Here is an 18,436-nt window from a genome sequence, read left to right as displayed (position 1 = left end):
TGCAAATCAAGCACATGTCATTAAATATGGGTGACAGGGTAATGACGAGTGTATTATTTGGGTTTGCTTAATAAATATGGCGGATAAACCGGGTCGCACCGCGAGCTTGCGCCCGGTTTGCCGCATCGTCGGCGATTTTTGGAGACACCATGCGAGCGGGCCTTTCCTTGAAGCAGCGTTTGTTGTTATTGATTTTTAGCGTGATTGCGTTGACTTGTCTGCTGGGCGGCCTGGTGCTGCGCAGCATGCACCAGCAAATGATGGCCGACCGGCAGGATTTGATTCGCGGGCAGGTGGAAAATGCCTTGAGCCTGGTGGCCAATTACGAGGAGCAGGCGGCGGCCGGCGCTTTGCCGGAGACGGAGGCGCAGCGCCAGGCTTTGCTGGCGCTGACCCGGCTGCGCTTTGCTGGCAAGGAGTATTTCTTCACCTTGGACAAGGGGCTGGTCTGGCTGGCGCACGGGGTCAATCCCAAGCTGGTGGGCAAGGATATGCACGCGGTCAAGGATTCCAGCGGCAGCAGCCTGGGGGACAAGTTCGATCAGACCCTGCGCCAGGGGCAGGGCAAGGGCTTCGCGGAGTTCATCTGGGACAAGCCCGGCTCGGCGGAGCCGCAACCCAAGCTGGCCTATTTGCAGTCCAGCCCGCGTTGGGGCTGGGTGGTGGGCACCGGCCTGTATATGGACGACGTCTGGGCGGCCTTGCGCGCGCAATTGCTGGGCGTGGCGCTCCAGGTGCTGCTGATTGCCGCGGTGTGCGGTGGTTTGGGCTGGTGGCTGTTCCGCAGCGTGACGCGGCAGCTGGGCGCGGAGCCCGCGCAGACCGCGGCCGTGGTGCGAGAAATCGCCGGCGGACGACTGGATGTGCCGGTGCCGGTTCGGGCGGGCGACGAGGACAGTCTGATGGCCAATATCGCCCATATGCAGCAGGCTTTACGGCAGATGGTGGCCGACATCGTGGCCAGCGCCGGTGAACTGGGGCGGCTGAGCGGGGAGGTGGTGTCCGGCGCGCAGGCGGTGGCGGACAATTCCCAGCAGCAAAGCGAAAGCGCCACCTCGATGGCGGCGTCGATCGAAGAACTGACGGTGAGCATCAACCACATCTCGCAATACGCGCAGGACGCGCGCCAGGTATCGCAGCAGTCCGGCAGCTTGTCGGACGAGGGCGGCGAAGTGATCGCCAAGGCCGTGGCGGAGATGAAGGGCATCAGCGAGACGGTGGACCTCACCGCCGGGGCGATCTCGGCGCTGGCGGACAAGACCGCCACCATCTCCAGCATCATGCAGGTGATCAAGGACATTGCCGATCAGACCAATCTCCTGGCCCTGAACGCGGCCATCGAGGCGGCGCGCGCCGGCGAAACCGGCCGCGGTTTCGCGGTGGTGGCGGACGAGGTGCGCAAACTGTCCGAACGCACCGCTCAGGCCACCGAGGAGATCGCCGGCATGATAGACGAGATCCAGCTCAGCTCCGATCAGTCGCGCGCCAATATGAGCCAGACCGTGGAGCGGGTGCGCGCCGGGCTGGCGCTGGCCGAGCAGGGCGGGGAGATGATTCAGCAAATCCGCGGCAGCGCCGGCCAGGTGGTGCAAGTGGTGCGCGATATCTCCCATGCGCTGCAGGAGCAAGGCGTGGCCAGTCAGGACATCGCCCGCCACGTGGAGCAGATCGCCCAGGTGGCCGCCGGCAACGCCGCCGCCGCCATCCAGGCGTCCAGCGGCATTCAGAGCATGGACGAGGTGACCGGCGGCCTGCGGCAGACGGTGGCCGGATTCCAGGTGTAGCGCGGTAGACGGCGCGCGGCAGGCCGGCGAACAGATTCTTACGGGAAGTTTGCGTCTTGGCGATAGGGTTAAGAGCGGTTTGCCGCTACAATACCGCCTCGTTGAATAGACACCAACCCGTACTGGAATTCAAGATGTTGCGCATTACCGAATTGAAACTGCCGCTGGAACACGCCCCGGAAGAACTGAACGCCGCGATCGCGGCTTATCTGGGCGTGCCGGAGCAGGACATCCGCCAGGTCGTCGTCTTCAAGCGCAGCTACGACGCGCGCAAGGGCATGATGAACCTGGCCTACATCGTCGACATCGACGTGGCCAACGAGGCCCGTCTGCTGGCCCGCTTCAAGGCCGACAAGCACGTGATGCCGACGCCGGACACCCAATATCACTATGTGGGGCAGGCGCCGGAAAACCTGGAGCGCCGCCCGGTGGTGGTGGGTTTCGGCCCCTGTGGCATCTTCGCCGCGCTGCTGCTGGCGCAGATGGGCTTCAAGCCCATCGTGCTGGAGCGCGGCAAGAAGGTGCGCGAGCGCACCAAGGACACCTGGGGCCTGTGGCGCAACAAGGTCTTGAACCCCGAGTCCAATGTGCAGTTTGGCGAAGGCGGCGCCGGCACCTTCTCCGACGGCAAGTTGTACAGCCAGATCAAGGACCCGCGTCATCTGGGCCGCAAGGTGTTGACCGAGTTCGTCAAAGCCGGCGCGCCGGAGGAAATCCTCTACGTGGCCAAGCCGCATATCGGCACCTTCCGCCTGGTGAGCATGGTGGAAAAAATGCGAGCCGAGATCGAGGAACTGGGCGGTGAAATCCGCTTTCAGCAGCGCGTCGCCGACATTCATCTGGAAGACGGTCCGGACGGGCGCAAAGTGGCGCGCGGCCTGACCTTGGCCAGCGGCGAGCAGATCCGCGCCGATCACATCGTGCTGGCCCTGGGCCACAGCGCGCGCGACAGTTTCGAGATGCTGCACGGCCACGGCGTGTATATGGAAGCCAAGCCGTTCTCGGTGGGCTTCCGCATCGAACACCCGCAGACGCTGATCGACAAGGCGCGCTGGGGCAAATACGCCGGCCACCCGCTATTGGGCGCGGCGGATTACAAGCTGGTGCACCACGCCGGCAACGGCCGGGCGGTGTACAGCTTCTGCATGTGCCCGGGCGGCCAGGTGGTGGCCGCCACCTCGGAAGAGGGCCGCGTGGTGACCAACGGCATGAGCCAATACTCGCGCGCCGAGCGCAACGCCAATTCCGGCCTGGTGGTCAGCATCGGTCCGGACGATTATCCGGGCGATCCGCTGGCCGGCATCGCCTTCCAGCGCGAGCTGGAAAGCCGCGCCTACGTGCTGGGCGGCGGCACTTACGAAGCCCCGGCGCAACTGGTGGGCGACTTCCTGGCCGGCAGACCGTCCACTCAGGTGGGCTCGGTGTCGCCCTCCTATCAGCCCGGCGTGCATTGGACCGATCTGGCCGCGGCCTTGCCGGATTATTGCATCGAGGCGATGCGCGAAGCGCTGCCGGAATTCGGCAAGAAGATCCGCGGCTACGATATGCACGACGCGGTGCTGACCGGGGTGGAAACCCGTACCAGCTCGCCGCTGCGCATCACTCGCGGAGAGGACTGCCAGAGCTTGAACGTGCGCGGCCTATACCCGGCCGGCGAGGGCGCGGGCTACGCCGGAGGGATTCTGTCCGCCGGGGTGGACGGCATCAAGGTGGCGGAGGCGGTGGCGCAGGCCATCGCGGCGGAGCGCCGTTAAGGAAGGCGTTTAGGGATCATTGCCGCAATGTCTTGAATCCGTCGCTTGGCTGAGGACGCGCTGAAACGGCCCGCAATCGCGGGCCGTTGTCTTTGGCGCTAGGGGTTTTCCGCCGCATGGCCTTTCACGCCGCCGGCCGGGCGCTCGCGCCCGTCTGAGCGCAAAGCTTTGGGAATGGGCAATAAGGGCGGCGCGCCCTCCGGCCGGCGGCGTTCCAGCAGCAGCCATAGGCCAATCGCCGCCATCAAGGGCAGATGTCCTGGCCCCGCGAGCAAAGGCGGCAACATCCAGGCCCAGCAGGCGCCCGCGCACCAGACGCCGGCGGCGAGGCCGGCGCGCAGCGCCGACAGCGCGGCCGGCCAGCCGAACGGCGACAGCCTGGGCTGGCGGTGGCAGGCTTGCAGGCAGCGCAGCCGCTGCGGCGCCGCCTGCCAGAGACCCGCTACGCCGCAGGCAACGACGAAGGCCTGCCACGGCGCGGCGCTGAAGGTCAACAGCGCCAAGCCGAGCAGGTGGAGCAGCGGGCCGGCGAGGAGCCAGGGCAGTAGATAGCCGCAGCAGAACATGGCCAGCGCCAGCGCGCGCTTGCGCGCCAGGCTGCGCAGCCACAGTTGCCGCAGCGGGTCGGCCAGCAGCGGCGCCATCATCGCCAGCAGCATCAACAGCCAGGACGGCAGCCATTGCGCCGGCGGGTTCAGCCACAGCGCGCCGGTCAGCGCGTCCCAGCCGCCGCCGGGACGCTCCAGAACCCAGGCGCCACAATAACCCGGCGCGGTCAGTCGCCGCTCCAGGGCGATCAGGCCGAGCCAGCCCAAGAGGCTGGCGCAGCACAGCGGCCAGGGCGTGTCCCGCAGCGCGGCGATCAGGATCTTGACCGGCATGGACGCTTACTGGCCGTGGCGGTAGACGCTGATGCGGCCTATCGTCACCTCGTCGTCGTCCTCGATCTCGGACACCGGCACTAGTTGCACCCCCATCGGCGCCGCGTCCAGCGTCTGGCTTTGACACATGCGGTCCACGATGTCGGTGATCTCCAGCGTCTGGCTGACGCCGTTGCCGCCGTGCTCGGCCAGCGAGGCCTTGCGCGCGCCGAACAGCGCGATGGTGCCGGCCAGGTTCTGCGGGTGCTGCGCCGGGTCGGCGCCCTGGGGCAGGCCGACGTAGACGTTGAACGTGCCGCCGTCCACTTTGCAGCGGATGTTCTCCAGGCTGAGAAAGACGCGGTCCGGCTCTTGCGGCGCCGCGCCTGGCTGTGCCTTGAACTGGCGGGCGGCGGCCTGGCTGGCCTGGAAGCTGCTCAGCACCTTGTTCTTGGCGTCGTCGTCCAGCTGCATCTGCGCGTGGACGGTGCTGTTGCCCAGTTTGATCGCCGCCGCGTTGGCGCCCAGCAGTTCGGTTTTCGGATTGGTCGCCATGGTGCTTGCCGCCGCGGTGTCGGGATGGATGGCCGCCAGCGTCTGCATGCGCTGAGCCGCGCGGCTGGCGCCGCCGAGAGGGTCCGATACGTCCTGGTAGACGTAGTTCAGGTTCGGCGCCTGGGTGTTGAGCATGTCCTTGGCGACAAAGGTGTAGCCGCTGCCGTTGGGGCGCGGCATCGCGAACTTGCGGTTGACCGGGCCTTCCAGCCAATTGTCGTTGCTGGGGTTCTTGTGGCCGGGATTGCGATTGAGCCACACCTGCCACAGCCGGTCGATATTGGAATGGTGAATCCAGAACACCGGGTCCAGGCCGGCCAAGTCCGGGTCCGACATCAAACCGTTGCGGCCGCCGATATTGGTGTGCACCGGGTTGTGCGGCAGGTTTTCCAGCCCGCCGCTATTGCCGCCGCCGTGCCAGAACGGCGTTTGCGGCCCGCCGTAGCCCGGCGGGATGCCGCTGGCGGTGCCGACGAACTGCGCGTCTTTCAGGGCGGTGAGCTGTACGGTTTCCGGGCGCAGCGTGATGTGATTGGGTTGGTTGTTCCAGCCGTAGCGTTGCGCCAGCCACAGCGGATTGGCGCTGCCGTCCGGCAAGGTCTTGGACTGGAAACAGGTGGGCAGGTCGCGCGCCTTGGCGCTGTCGCTGTAGTTCCAATAGGGCAAGGCCCAGTCGGCGGGGCCGCCCAGCTTGACGATCTCCGCCAGCACAATGGCTTCGAAGGCCGCCAGATAGCCGCGGTGCCAGGGCATGAAATACCAGCTTTGGTGCTGGCATTGCCGCCAGTAGGTGTTTTGGTCGGAGGTGCTTGGCAGGGCCTCGCCGGCTTGCAGATAGCCGTGTTGTTGCCACAGCTGGGAATCAAAGCCGTGAATGGCGGCCAGATAGCGCCAGCTGGTGGGGTCCTTGATCGGGCGTTTCTGCATTTCCCGCACCGCCCGCGCGTACCACAGCACGGTGGGGTCCCAGGGATTGCTCATTTTCAAGATGTCTTTGCGGACGCGAGCCATGTCGTTCTCCTCGATGCGAACGCCGTTCCGGCGCGGCCGAGGCGGGAGTGGCTAAGGCTGGCGGTGAGGCGGTGTATTCGGATTAGCAAACCGCAAAGCTTTCGAACTGTCCTAAAGAACAGTTTTTGCCTTGGGGCAATTACTTATTTGAAGCGCCGCTTGCAAGTGGCCGGGTTTTGGCGCGGCAAGGGCTTGAAAGCGCGCCGGCGGGAAGGCGCCAAGCTGGTATCCTTGACCGGTTTTGATTTGGATCGCAGACATGAAACGATGGCATTGCCTTTGGGGCCTCTGGCTGGCGCTGTGCTGGCTTCTGCCGGCGGCCTTGGCCGCGGCGGAGCCGGCCTACGGCCCCTTGTTTACCTTCAGCAAGCAAGGCCGCACCCATTATCTGTACGGCACCATGCATGTGGGCCGTCCCGGCTCCGACGCGCCGGACTGGGGCTTGAAGCAGGCGATGGCGCAGAGCGAGGCCTTGGTGTTGGAACTGGATGTAGACGCCCCGGACGCGCCGGCCGAGGTGCTGGCGTTGGCGCGGCGAGGCGCGGCCAAGCAGTGGAGACAGCTGGACACGGACAGCAGGCGATTGTTGCTGGCGCAGTTGCGGCGGATCGACGTTGAGCGCGCGCAGGCGCAGAGCCTGGCTCCGGCCATGTGGCTGATGCAGCTGGCGCTGAACGATTATCAGCGGCTGGGGCAGCTGACGCAGGAGGGCAGCGAGGCGATGTTGCGGCAAATGGCGCGGCGGGAGCGGCGCCCGGTGTTGGCGCTGGAGACGACGGACGAGCAGGGGCGCATGTTGTTCGAGATGCCGGCGCCGGCCTTGCGCGAATGGGTGCGCCAGACCGCGGACTGGGAGGACAAGCCGGAGGCGGAGCGCTATTATCGCGAGCTGATTGCCGCCTGGGAGCGCGGAGATCTGGAGGCCTTGCAGGCCATGGTGGCGTTGCCGGGCTACCCGCGGCTCAGCGCCTGGACCCAGCGCGAGATGCTGGATCGCCGCAACCTGACGATGGCGCGTCGCATCGATGAACTGACGTCTTCGCGGCGGCTGTTGGTGGCGGTGGGGGCCTTGCATCTGGCCGGATCGCAGGGACTGGTCAAGCTGCTGGGGCAGCGCGGCTACCTGGTGAGGCCGGCGCCGCGCGCGCCGTGAGCGGGCTTTAGCTTGCGTCTTTGAGGTTCTTGGGTCCGAAGGCGCCCGGCAGCAGCACTTCCAGCGTGGTGTCTATCAGATCTTCGCCGTCGCAGATGGCGCGCACGCGCATGGCCGGGCCAAACTCGTTCAACACCTGACGGCAGGAGCCGCAGGGCGGCGTGGGCGTGGCGGTAGGCGTATAGATGCAGACAGCCAGCACGTCCTGGATGCCGTGGTTGGCGCGCGCGGCATAGATCGCGGTGCGTTCGGCGCAATTGGTCAGGCCATAAGAGGCGTTCTCCACGTTGCAGCCGATATGGATCTTGCCGGCGCCGTCCAGAATGGCGGCGCCGACGGCGAACTTGCTGTAAGGGACATAAGCCTGGCGAGCGGCCAGGCGGGCGGCCATTTCCAACTCGGCCCATTGCTCGTTGTTGGGTGCGTTGCCGGTCATATTGCCTCCATTGCTGTTGGCGTGGCATGTTGCGCCGTGCGCGGCCGGGCTGTCAATATCCGGCCCGGCGCAGGCGGCACCGATTGATCATTGGCGCAGGTGCTCCCGGCAATGCCGCGCCATCGCGTCGGCCAGTGCCTGAGATAATTCCGACTCCACCCTCCAGTGGTGCCAGTACAAGGGAATGTCCAGATGCTGTTGCGGAAACAGATCGATGAGCCGGCCGGAGGCGATGTCGTCGTCCAGCATCAGTTCGGGCAGCAGGCTGTAAGCCAGGCCCTGGCGGGTGATCTCGACGAAGCCCTGCGGCGTGGGCACGGTCAGATAGGGAAAGCCGCCGTGATAGGACACGGTGTGCAAGAGAAACTCTCGGTGCACATCGTCCTTGCGGCTGTACAGAATGGTGGGCGCGGCGGCCAGCGTGGACTCGGTTACGCCGTCCGGAAAATAGCGGCGGGCGAAATCGCGGGTGGCGACGCACAGATAGCGCATATGGCCGAGGAACAAACTGTCGCCGCCCTGGATAGGCTGCGGCCGGGTGCTGACGCAGCCGACCACATGACCGGCGCGCATCAATTCGTGGGTGTAATCCTGATCGTCCACCATGATGTCCAGCAGCACCGGCTGGCTGTCCAGCACCTGCCGCACCGCCGGTAAAAACCAGGTGGCCAGGCTGTCCGCGTTGACGGCGATGGCGAGAGTGGTGAACTCCTGTCGTGGACCGCTGGGCAACAGAGTGTTCATCAATTGGTTTTCCATCAGGCTGATCTGGCGGAAGTATTGCAGCAGTTGGCGGCCGGCCTCGGTGGGCTCGGCCGGAATGGTTCGGGTCAGCACCGGCTGGCCAAGCTGTTCTTCCAACTGGCGGATGCGTTGGGAAATGGCGGACTGGGTCAGGAACAGCTTTTTGGCCGCCTTGTCGAAGCCCCCGGTTTCGGCTACGGCCGATAAGGTTTCCAGTTGTTTAGGATCAAGCATGTATTGACGTCCTCGCCGTGATAATTCCACGGTGTTTCTTGCTTTATCGCCGCCACCTATGGCATGTTGTGCTGCTTCGTCCGAACACGGACGGTGCAATGGTTTGCCTGCACGCGGTGGCGGCATAAAAATAATTAGAGCGGCTGGCGGCGACGGTTCTGATCGGCTGGCGCCGGCGGCTCATGGCCAATGACAGGCATGTTGAAGATGCAAGCAGATAATAAGGCACTATTGGATGGCATGTGCCGTTTTATCGGGGTTCGGGCGGATCATATGGCGAAGCTCACCGTCCATGCTCCGCTGTTGTTGTCGCGCAAGGAGGCCCTGGGCAAGGAGTTTTACTGGTATGCGTTGAAATGCCCGGACACGCTGGCGCTGCTGAGCGAGCGCCTGCCGGGCGGCATCGATTCCCTAGTGGACGCCTTGTTGCAGTATTGCGAGCGGATGCTGACTCGTCCGGTGAATGGCCGCGCCGCCTGGCGCGTGGTGGAGCAGGGACGCTTGATGCGCCAGTTGGGCGTGGGTCTGATGTGGGTGGTGGGCGCTTACGAGCGCTGTCAGGCGCATTTCCTGGCGCGGCTGGCCGAGGCCGGGCTGGGTCTGGACGATCTCGCCGCACTGTCGCGGCTACTGCGCAAGCGCATTTTGCTGGACCAGATGCTGCAGCTGCACGGCCACCAGCAGTCCTTGCAGGAGGCGGTGGACAGCAAGCACCGTCATTTGCAGACCATGTCCGGACTGTACGCCACGCTCAGCGGCGTCAGCATGGCGCTGGTGCGCTGTTCCGAACGCCGAGAATTGTTCCAGGCGATTTGCGACGTCTGCGTGCGCGAGGGCGATTTTTCCCACGCCTGGGTTGGCCTGCTGGACGCCGAATCCCAAAGCGTGCGTCCCGCCGCAATGGCTGGCGCTCACGCCGAAGCCTTCATCCCCTGGCTGCAAGTCTCCGCGCAGTCCGAAAGCCTGCATGGCCGCGGGCCCAGCGGTCGGGCCATCCGTGGCCTGACGGTGCAGGTGGTCAACGATTGCGGCGAGGACCCGTCGATGCAGCCGTGGATGCGGGTGCTCAACGCCCGGAATGTGCGCAGCGCGTTGGTGGCGCCGCTGACCTTGCGCGAGCAGGTGATCGGTACCTTGTCGCTGTATTCCGGTTTGCCGGGTTTTTTCGACGACACCAAGGTGGCCTTGGTGGACACCATGGCGCGGGAGATCAGCCGCGCGCTGGAACGCCAGGACGCGCTGGAGCGCAGCCATCGCGCCGAATCCGAACTGGCCTTCCTGTCCTTTCACGATCCGTTGACCGGCCTGCCCAATCGTCACCTGATGAAAGAGCACATCAACAAGCAATTGCAGATCCGCCGCGCCAACGCGCAATTGGCGGTGCTGGTGCTGTCCATCGAAGGCTTTCACGAAATCAACGCCCGCCTGGGCCACGAGGGCGGCGACGCGGTGCTGTGCGAGGTGGCCAATAGGTTGCGGCGCTGCATCTATCCCTACGGCTACGTCGGCCGGGTGGGCGCCTCGCGCTTCGTCGCCTGCAGCGACCGCCACGAGCGGCTGGACCAACTGGTGGACAGCCTGATGGGTAGTCTGCAGCAGCCGGTGGACTGCATGGGCGTGGTGATTCACACCCGTTGCAGCATGGGTATCGTGGTGGAGCCGGTGAGCGGCCGCAGCGACGCCTCCGCGCTGCTGCGTCGCGGCGAGCTGGCGTTGAGCCGGGCCAAGGAGGCCGGCGGCGGTCATTGCCGTTATTACCATGTGACCATGGACGAAGAGATCCAGCACATGCACGCGGTGCGCAACGCTTTCGCGCAGGCCGTCGCCCGCGATGAGCTGGCGCTGTTCTATCAGCCCAAGATCAATCTGCGCAACAACCGCATCGAAGGCGTGGAGGCGCTGGTGCGCTGGCGCCGGGACGGCCGCTTGGAAATGCCGGGGGCCTTCTTTCCCGCGATAGAGAGCACTGACTTGATGCGGGAGCTGGACTGGTGGGTGCTGCGCGAGGCGCTGCGCCAGTCAGGCGAATGGCTGGCGGACGGCCGTCATATTCCGGTCAGCGTCAACCTTTCCGCCATTACTTTGAAGCACGAGGGCTTTGTGCCGGGCATCCAGGCTTTGTTGCAGGCCTACCCGCTGCCGGCCGGCTATCTGGAGCTGGAGGTGTTGGAGAGCGTGACCCAGCAGGAGGCGGAACAGATTACCGCCAAGCTGGAGCATTGCCGCGATCTGGGCCTGTCCATCGCCTTGGACGACTTCGGTACCGGCGCGTCCTCGCTGGTGCATTTGCAGCAGCTGCCCTTTGACACCATCAAGATAGACCAGCGCTTTGTCCGGCTGCTGCTGGATACGCCGGGCAACGAAGCCATCATCCGCAGCATGGTGTCCTTTGCCCACTACACCGGCCGCAAGCTGGTGGTGGAGGGGGTGGAAAGCCGGGCGATCTGGGACCGTCTGCTGGAAATAGGCTGCCTGGACGGGCAGGGTTACGAGATTTCTCCGCCAGTAGACCCCAAGCAGTTGCCGGAGTGGATAGCGGATTGGGAGCGGCGAGTAAGTATTAACTCTGCTTATATATAATAATTTTTATTAGTTTTACTTTGCATTGCCGCTCACTTAGTCTGTGTTGAAACTTTCCGGGAGCGGTTCTTGTTCAACTTCAGCGTTTATCTGTCTGCCCTTGGGTTATCCATCGGGCAGATCGTCGGCATTGGGCCGCAGAATGCCTTCGTGTTGCGGCAGGGCATAGGCCGCTGTCACATCCTGCCCATTGTTACGATCTGCATCGTCGCCGACGTGTTTCTGATCGCCTGCGGGGTGATGGGCGTGGGCAAACTGCTCAATGCGATTCCCGGCTTCATTGTCACGGTTACCTGGCTGGGCGCGGGCTTCATCCTGTGGCTAGGCTACAAGGCTTTCCGTTCCGCCTTGACGCCCGGAGCGATGTCGCTGGCGGGCGGCGTGGAGAAAGATCGCAAGCGCGCTATTCGCACGGTGCTGGCGGTAACCTTGCTCAATCCCTATACCTGGCTGGACACGGTGGTGCTGATCGGCGGCGTGTCCGCCATTTACGGCGAGAGCGCCGCGCCGTCCTTTCTGTTGGGCAGCCTCAGCGCCTCGGTGCTGTGGTTCGGCGGAATCGCCTGCTTCGCCGGCAAGCTGGCCCCCTTGTTCCAGCGGCCGCAAAGCTGGCGGGTGCTGGATTGCGTAATTGGCCTGGTGATGCTGTTCACCGCCTTCATGCTGTTGCGCAATTACGGTTTCGAAGGGATGGCCTGAGCGGCTGGGACAGTAGTTGGCGCTTTGTTTTTTGAAAGTGACGGTTTGCTTTTAAGCAACCCGTCACTTTTTCATATGCGGGTTGTCGTGACAAGGTAATTTTTCACTGCGTATTTATGCATTTGGAATTGCAAAATAATTTTGTAAATACCAAATCATTTACCATAACTAAATCTCCGTTGTGAACAACATAAGGAGAGTTAGTCATGAGAAGTCTGATTCAAGCCAGTTTGATTGGGGTTTCTGTATTGGCCGGCGCATCCGTCCCGGCTGTGGCCGCTCCGGTGAACAACAGTTACATCCAGTCCAGCGCCAACGAGATTCGCGGTTTTCTCGGCGGCTACGCGCGGCCGACGGTCTACGTCAACCAGTACGCTTGCCGCGAGCCTCAGCTGAGCGCGATGGCGTGCGGGCCTTACACCATCAGCGTGGGCACCGGCTTCCTGCAGCAACAGGAAAACAGCTACGGCAACTATGTGGCCAAGTTCATCCTGGCGCATGAATGGGGCCATTCCATCCAGTTCACCCACAATATCTACCGCCAGGCCCCGATGCAGGAGTTGCAGGCCGATTGCGTGGGAGGGACTTTCGCCAAGTACGCTGAAACCAACTTGCGCTATCCGAGCTTTATCGAGAACGCGGTGGCTTCGGCGCGCAACGCCGCCGATTACGGCGAGCACGGCACGCCGTCTCAGCGCGATTACTATTCGCGCTACGGCCACGCCAACGGGCTCAACGCTTGCCTGAACTCGATCTGATCGACGATGGGCAAGCGAGCGTGGGGGATGGCCGGCGGGCTGGCGCTGTTGGGCCTGGCCTGGGTCAGCCTGCCTGAGCCGGTTCGCGCGCGGCTGGGCCTGAGCGTTCCGGCCCCGGCGACCTTGGTCGCCGGGACCGCGGCGCAGCCGGCCAAGGGGGAGGCGCCGGCGCGGGCTTACCAGGGGCTGAGCTTCGCGGTGGGCGACGGGCCGGCTCCGGCCGCCGCTCCGGCGGAGCCCTTGCCGGAGAGCAAGGCAGAACGCCAGCGCAAGCAGGCCTTGCGCCAACTGGGCTACGTCATCGACGAGCGCTTCTACCGGATGCCGCTGGCCGAGCTGCGGAAGTTGGCGGCAGCCGGCAATGTCCAGGCCTTGACTCACTTGGCAGAACGCTATCTGTTCGAGCTGGACGGCAAGCCGCAGCGGCCGGGCTTTGAGCCTGAGATGCGTTACCGCGAGGAGGCGCGCGCCGCCTTGCAGCAGGCATACCGGCTGGGCAACCGCCATGCGGCGGCGATGATCTCCGAGAGCTATTTGCTGGAGCGGCAACCCTTGGAGGCCGCGGCCTGGAACCTGGTGGCGCGGCGGGCCGGAGACGCGTTGAGCGCAGACTGGTTCCTGACCACCAAGGACTATCGGCAGTTGAACGCCGGGCAGAAAGCGGCGGCGACGGAGCGAGCGGAGCAGATCTGGCGCGAACTGCATCCGGGCGCGGCTCAGTCCAAAGGCTAGCGGTCGCAAAAAACCGGCGACATCCGCAAGGGTGTCGCCGGTTTTCTCGTTTGCCGAAGCTTGGCGTTTTCCTCGCCCTTGTCCAACAATCCCGCTGAAGCACAGCGGACGTTGAACTAGTTCTTACTGAGCGTCGGCGGCCAGGCCGGCCACCAAGTCCTCGCGGGTGATCAGGAACACGAAGCCGTCGCCGCTCTCGGTTTCCATCCACATGAAGGGCAGGGTGGGGAAGCACTCTTCCAGCATGTCGCGGTTGTGGCCGATCTCCACCAGCAGCACGCCTTTGTCGTTCAGGAAGTCCGGCGCGCGGCGCAGGATTTCGCGGGTGGCGTCCAGGCCGTCTTCGCCGGAGCCCAAGGCCAGTTCCGGTTCATGCAGGTATTCCGGGGGCAGCGCGTCCACCGATTCGGCGTCGACGTAGGGCGGGTTGGAGATGATCAGGTCGTATTTGTCTTCGATGCCCTCGAACATATCGGTGTGAATCAGCTGTACGCGCTCGTCCAGGCCGTAGTTCTGCACATTGATGGCCGCCACTTCCAGCGCGTCCAGCGAAATGTCCACCGCGTCGATTTCCGCGTCCGGGTAGTGGTGCGCCAGCTGGATGGCCAGGCAGCCGGAGCCGGTGCACAGGTCCAGCGCGCGCTGGACCAGTTCCGGGTGTTCGATCCACGGCTGCAGCGGCTCGCCCAGCAGTTCGTAGATGAAGGAGCGCGGCACCAGCACGCGCTCATCCACGTAGAAGTTGAAATCGCCTTGCCAGGCTTCGTGGGTCAGATAGGCCACCGGCACGCGCTGTTCGGCGCGGCGCTCGATCATGTCGATCACGTCCTTGACCTCGGTGGGCAGCAGCTTGGCGTCGAGGAAGGGCTCGAGCTGGTCCACCGGCAGTTTCAGTGCGGACAGGATCAGGTAGGCGGCTTCGTCGTAGGCGTTCTGGGTGCCGTGGCCGTAGAACAGGCCGGCGTCGTTGAAGCGCGACACGGCGAAGCGCAGCAGGTCACGCGTGGTGTGGAAGCTGGATGCAGCCTGGGCGTACATGATTTTCCTTTCAATACAACAGGGACATGGCTGCGGCCATGTCCCCGGCGGTGTTTATCCGCGCTCGCGTGGAGCGCGGGCAAGACGTTGGACTGTCGGCGTTAGAACGGCAGCTTGGCGTCGGTGGCAGTGCCCAGCACGCGGCGGAAATCGCCCTTGATGCGCTCCAGCGCCGCGTCGTTGTCGGCCTCGAAGCGCAGCACGATCACCGGCGTGGTGTTGGAGGCGCGCGCGAGGCCGAAGCCGTCCTTATACTCAACGCGCAGGCCGTCCAGGGTGTTGATCTCCTCGGCGTCGTCGAAGCGGGCGGAAGCCTGCAGCTTGGCGATCAAGGCGTGGTTTTCGCCTTCCTTGGCCATCTTCAGGTTCAGTTCCGGCGTGGACACCGCATTGGGCAAGGCGTTGAGCAGCTCGCTCGGGTTTTCCACGCGGGACAGTACTTCCAGCAGTCGGGCGCCGGCGTACATGCCGTCGTCGAAGCCGTACCAGCGTTCCTTGAAGAAGACGTGGCCGCTCATCTCGCCGGCTAGCAAGGCGCCGGTTTCCTTGATCTTGGCCTTAATGAAGCTGTGGCCGGTGCGCGCCATCACCGGCACGCCGCCGTTCTGTTTGATCCACGGCTTGAGCAGGCGGGTGGACTTCACGTCGTAGATGATCTTGGCCTTGGGGTTGCGTTCCAGCACATCGGCGGCGAACAGCATCAGCTGACGATCCGGCCAGATGATGGTGCCGTCCTTGGTCACCACGCCCAGGCGGTCGCCGTCGCCGTCGAAGGCCAGGCCGATTTCGGCGTCGGTCTTTTGCAGCGCGTCGATCACGTCCTGCAGGTTTTCCGGCTTGGCCGGATCCGGGTGGTGATTGGGGAAGTTGCCGTCCACATCGCAAAATAGTTCGCGCACGCGGCAGCCCAGGCGGCGGAACAGCACCGGGGCGAAAGCGCCGGGCACGCCGTTGCCGCAGTCCACCACGATGTTGAGCGGGCGCTCCAGCTTGATATCGGAGGTGATGCGGTCCAAATAGGCTTCGGCGATGTCGTGGGTGCCGTAAGCGCCTTCGCCGCTGGCGAGATCGCCGTCGACGATGCGCTGGTACAGTTTCTGGATGTCGTCGCCGGCCAGGGTATTGCCGGCCAACATCATCTTGAAGCCGTTGTAATCCGGCGGGTTGTGACTGCCGGTGACCATCACGCCGGACACCGAGCCCAACTCGTGGGCGGCGAAGTACAGCATGGGGGTGGCGACGCGGCCGACGTCGATCACGTCGACGCCAGCGGCCTGAATGCCTTCAGCCAGCGCCTGGCATAGATCCGGGCCGGACAGGCGGCCGTCGCGGCCCACCACGATGGTTTTCACTTTGCGGGCCTTGGCTTCGGAGCCGACGGCCTGGCCGATCTGGCGGGCTACGTCATTGGTCAGGGTCTTGCCGACGATGCCGCGGATGTCATAGGCCTTGAAGATGTCTTTGGACAGTTTGCTCATGGCGTTCTTATGCAATCGAAATGAAGGATGAGCGCGGAGCGACGGCGCTCCGCGTCGGAAATTGGGGGCTCAGGCGGCCAGCGCGGCGCTCAGGCTGATCAATTGGTCCAGCTTGGCGCGGGCTTGTCCGGAGTCGAGCGCTTCGCGCGCCATGGTAACACCGTCGGCCAGGGTAGGGGAAACGCCTGCCGTGTAGATGGCGGCGGCGGCGTTGAGGCAGACGATGTCGCGCGGGGGGCCGGCTTGGCCGTCAAGCACCGCCAGCAGAATGTCGCGCGAGGCGGCGGCGGTGTCGGCCCGCAGCTGCTTGAGTTCGGCGAAATCCAGGCCCAGTTCGCGCGGATCCAGCTGATATTCCTCGATCTGCCCGTTCTTTAGTTCAGCCACCATGCTGGGGCCGGACAAGGTCAGCTCGTCCAGGCCGTCCAGGCCGTGCACGATCAGCGCGTGGCGGCTGCCCAACTGCTTCAGCACCCGAGCCTGGATGCCCACCAGGTCCGGGTGGAACACGCCCATCAACTGGTTTTCGGCGTCGGCCGGGTTGGTCAGCGGCCCCAGGATGTTGAAGATGGTGCGGGCGCCCAGCTCCTTGCGGATGGGCGCCACGTGGCGCATCGCCGTGTGATGGTTGGGCGCGAACATGAATCCGATACCGATTTCGTCGACGCAACGCCCCACTTGCTCGGCGCTCAAGCTCAGTTTGACGCCCAGCGACTCCAGCACGTCGGCGCTGCCGGAACTGGAGGACACTGAACGGCCGCCGTGCTTGGCCACGCGGGCGCCTGCCGCCGCGGCGACGAAGGCGGAGGTGGTGGAGATGTTGAAAGTGTGGGATTTGTCGCCGCCGGTGCCGCAGGTGTCCACCAAGTGGTCGCGCTGGCTGATCGGCACCGGGGTGGCGAACTCGCGCATCACGGTGGCGGCGGCGGCGATTTCCAGCACCGATTCCACCTTGACGCGCAGGCCGATCAGGATGGCCGAGGTTTGCGCCGGCGTCAGTTCGCCGCGCATGATCTGGCGCATCAAGTCCAGCATTTCGTCATAAAACAGTTCGTTGCCGTCGATCAGCCGGTTCAGCGCGGCCTGCGGGGTAATCATCGGGGAGTCCTTTTGCTTGCTTGGGCGGCGCCGCGCGGAGGCGCGCCGTCCGGTGATTCAATTGCCGGCGTGCGCCGCCAGCTGGGAGAGGCGTTGCTCGATCAGGTCGGCGCGGCAAGCGGCTTGCGCCTGGTCCGCGCCGTTGCCGCTGGCGTAGCTGCTGGCCACCCAGCGGCATTGCTTGTCCAGATAGGTCTTGAAGGCGCGCTTGGATTGGCTGAGCGCCAGTCGGGCGCGGTAGCGGTTGCCGGTGATCTGGTCCAGCTCGCGCATCGCGGCGGAGGCCCTGTTTTCGCTTTGGGCCAGTTCGGCTTCGGCTTTGCTCAGCCGCTGTTGCAAGCAGGCGGATACTGCCGGTGTCTGCGCTTCGGTCCGCATGCAGTCGTCCAGCGCGCCGGCCTGCGCCGCGCTGGACAGCGCCAGGGCGGCGCTCAGCATCAACATCCTCTTCATCAGGCAAACTCTTTCAGGAAGTTGTCCAGCATCGCGTGGCCGTGATCGGTGAGGATGGACTCCGGGTGGAACTGCACGCCTTCGATCGGCAACGTTTTATGGCGCACGCCCATGATTTCGCCGTCGTCGGTCCAGGCGGTGACGTCCAGACAGTCCGGCAGCGTCTCGCGCTCGATCACCAGCGAATGGTAGCGGGTACAGGTCACGGGATTGGGCAGGCCGCGGAACATGCCGACATCGCGGTGTTTGACCGGCGACACCTTACCGTGCATCAGTTGTTTGGCGTGGACGATGCGGCCGCCGAAAGCCTGGCCTATGCCCTGATGCCCCAGGCACACGCCCATGATGGGCAGCTTGCCGGCGAAGTGCCGGATGGCCGGCACGGACACTCCCGCCTCGTTGGGCGTGCAGGGGCCGGGCGAGATTACCAGATATTTAGGCTGCAGCTCTTCGATTTGCTGCAAGGAAATTTCATCGTTGCGGTACACCTTGACTTCTTGACCCAGCTCGCCGAAGTACTGCACCAGGTTGTAGGTGAAGGAGTCGTAGTTGTCGATCATCAATAGCATTTTTGGCTTGAACCTTTGATTTCACTGGCCTTAAAGGGTTTGCCAGCCATTTGACGCCTCCAGCTGTGTCCCCGCGCTTGAGCGCCGGTCGCACGAGGAGGCGATTGGAGCATGAGAATCAATATACCGGATCAGACCAAAGTGCGCAGCTAGCTTGGCGGCGCGTCTATCTGACAATCGGGTCAAGCTCCGTCGCCGTGGCCTGGCCGCGTTCCGCGCGCGCCAGATCGACAACGGCCTGAATGGCGGCTCTGGCCTGCGGGCTGTTGTGCCAGCAGCTGGAGCCCATCATGTCGGCGATCTGGCGGGTCAGCAAGGCAGGGTCCTGGCCCGCCAACTGCGGCAAGGAAGAAAAGCCGATTTGCTCCAGTCTGGAAACAACGGTGGCGCCCACGCCTTTCAACGCCACCATCTTGTTTTTTTCATCTGCGCTGAAACCCATGCGGTCTCCCAGTCTTGATTGCGACCCACGTTACAGGATACACGCGCCGCGCGGTTTG

The 18,436-nt window shown here is 64.3% G+C and carries 17 protein-coding genes; 7 read left to right on the top strand and 10 right to left on the bottom strand.

Annotation, left to right across the window (positions count from 1 at the left end; translation table 11 throughout):
* Positions 1-149: 149 nt before the first annotated feature.
* Together HA052_RS07320 and HA052_RS07315 are read left to right on the top strand one after the other, a co-directional pair.
* Complete coding sequence (locus HA052_RS07320) at positions 150-1,784, top strand: methyl-accepting chemotaxis protein (RefSeq protein WP_166451413.1); 1,635 nt, start codon at positions 150-152, stop codon at positions 1,782-1,784.
* Between the two features lie 134 nt (positions 1,785-1,918).
* Positions 1,919-3,538 carry an NAD(P)/FAD-dependent oxidoreductase gene (locus HA052_RS07315; protein ID WP_166451412.1) on the top strand — a complete coding sequence of 540 codons (1,620 nt, stop codon included), beginning with the start codon at positions 1,919-1,921 and terminating at the stop codon, positions 3,536-3,538.
* Between the two features lie 98 nt (positions 3,539-3,636).
* On the opposite strand, the gene HA052_RS07310 is transcribed toward HA052_RS07315, so the two are convergent.
* On the bottom strand, positions 3,637-4,419 hold the full coding sequence (locus HA052_RS07310; protein WP_166451411.1) for a copper chaperone: 783 nt from the start codon (positions 4,417-4,419) through the stop codon (positions 3,637-3,639).
* Between the two features lie 6 nt (positions 4,420-4,425).
* The gene (locus tag HA052_RS07305) at positions 4,426-5,964 is read right to left on the bottom strand and encodes a tyrosinase family protein (RefSeq protein ID WP_166451410.1); all 1,539 of its coding nucleotides are present in this window, start codon (positions 5,962-5,964) and stop codon (positions 4,426-4,428) included.
* 259 nt (positions 5,965-6,223) lie between these two features.
* Between HA052_RS07305 and HA052_RS07300 the strand changes: the two genes are divergently transcribed.
* Complete coding sequence (locus tag HA052_RS07300; protein WP_166451409.1) at positions 6,224-7,117, top strand: TraB/GumN family protein; 894 nt, start codon at positions 6,224-6,226, stop codon at positions 7,115-7,117.
* A gap of 7 nt (positions 7,118-7,124) precedes the next feature.
* Here HA052_RS07300 and HA052_RS07295 read toward each other — a convergent pair whose 3' ends face one another.
* Together HA052_RS07295 and HA052_RS07290 are read right to left on the bottom strand one after the other, a co-directional pair.
* Complete coding sequence (locus tag HA052_RS07295; RefSeq protein WP_166451408.1) at positions 7,125-7,553, bottom strand: cytidine deaminase; 429 nt, start codon at positions 7,551-7,553, stop codon at positions 7,125-7,127.
* An 87-nt stretch (positions 7,554-7,640) separates the two neighbouring features.
* A complete protein-coding gene (locus HA052_RS07290; RefSeq protein WP_081547216.1) occupies positions 7,641-8,531 on the bottom strand; it encodes a LysR family transcriptional regulator ArgP in 891 nt (296 codons plus the stop codon).
* Between the two features lie 189 nt (positions 8,532-8,720).
* On the opposite strand from HA052_RS07290, the gene HA052_RS07285 reads away from it, so the two are divergent.
* The 4 genes from HA052_RS07285 to HA052_RS07270 all read left to right on the top strand — a co-directional run bounded on the left by HA052_RS07285 (position 8,721) and on the right by HA052_RS07270 (position 13,300).
* On the top strand, positions 8,721-11,111 hold the full coding sequence (locus HA052_RS07285; RefSeq protein WP_346774544.1) for an EAL domain-containing protein: 2,391 nt from the start codon (positions 8,721-8,723) through the stop codon (positions 11,109-11,111).
* Between the two features lie 69 nt (positions 11,112-11,180).
* Entirely contained in the window at positions 11,181-11,810 is a 630-nt protein-coding gene (locus HA052_RS07280; protein WP_166451406.1) for a LysE/ArgO family amino acid transporter, read from the top strand.
* A 206-nt stretch (positions 11,811-12,016) separates the two neighbouring features.
* Positions 12,017-12,568 (top strand): neutral zinc metallopeptidase, encoded by a 552-nt coding sequence (locus tag HA052_RS07275; protein ID WP_081547220.1) that lies wholly within the window; start codon positions 12,017-12,019, stop codon positions 12,566-12,568.
* Between the two features lie 6 nt (positions 12,569-12,574).
* A complete protein-coding gene (locus tag HA052_RS07270) occupies positions 12,575-13,300 on the top strand; it encodes a hypothetical protein (RefSeq protein WP_166451405.1) in 726 nt (241 codons plus the stop codon).
* Positions 13,301-13,423: 123 nt separating this feature from the next.
* On the opposite strand, the gene prmB is transcribed toward HA052_RS07270, so the two are convergent.
* The 6 genes from prmB to HA052_RS07240 form a co-directional block, all read right to left on the bottom strand.
* Positions 13,424-14,338, bottom strand: a complete 915-nt coding sequence (gene prmB, locus HA052_RS07265) for a 50S ribosomal protein L3 N(5)-glutamine methyltransferase (protein ID WP_166451404.1) — start codon at positions 14,336-14,338, stop codon at positions 13,424-13,426.
* 101 nt (positions 14,339-14,439) lie between these two features.
* On the bottom strand, positions 14,440-15,816 hold the full coding sequence (locus tag HA052_RS07260) for a phosphomannomutase/phosphoglucomutase (protein ID WP_166451403.1): 1,377 nt from the start codon (positions 15,814-15,816) through the stop codon (positions 14,440-14,442).
* Positions 15,817-15,885: 69 nt separating this feature from the next.
* Positions 15,886-16,914, bottom strand: a complete 1,029-nt coding sequence (gene trpD, locus HA052_RS07255; RefSeq protein ID WP_166451402.1) for an anthranilate phosphoribosyltransferase — start codon at positions 16,912-16,914, stop codon at positions 15,886-15,888.
* Between the two features lie 57 nt (positions 16,915-16,971).
* Positions 16,972-17,367 (bottom strand): lysozyme inhibitor LprI family protein, encoded by a 396-nt coding sequence (locus HA052_RS07250; protein WP_166451401.1) that lies wholly within the window; start codon positions 17,365-17,367, stop codon positions 16,972-16,974.
* Positions 17,367-17,936 carry an aminodeoxychorismate/anthranilate synthase component II gene (locus HA052_RS07245; protein ID WP_166451400.1) on the bottom strand — a complete coding sequence of 190 codons (570 nt, stop codon included), beginning with the start codon at positions 17,934-17,936 and terminating at the stop codon, positions 17,367-17,369. The genes HA052_RS07250 and HA052_RS07245 overlap by 1 nt, the downstream gene beginning before the upstream one ends.
* 166 nt (positions 17,937-18,102) lie before the next feature.
* Entirely contained in the window at positions 18,103-18,378 is a 276-nt protein-coding gene (locus HA052_RS07240; protein WP_166451399.1) for a hypothetical protein, read from the bottom strand.
* Positions 18,379-18,436 lie beyond the last annotated feature (58 nt).

It is taken from the genome of Chromobacterium fluminis (assembly GCF_011602385.1).
Lineage (GTDB): Bacteria > Pseudomonadota > Gammaproteobacteria > Burkholderiales > Chromobacteriaceae > Chromobacterium > Chromobacterium fluminis.
This window is presented reverse-complemented; position numbering and strand designations above follow the sequence as displayed.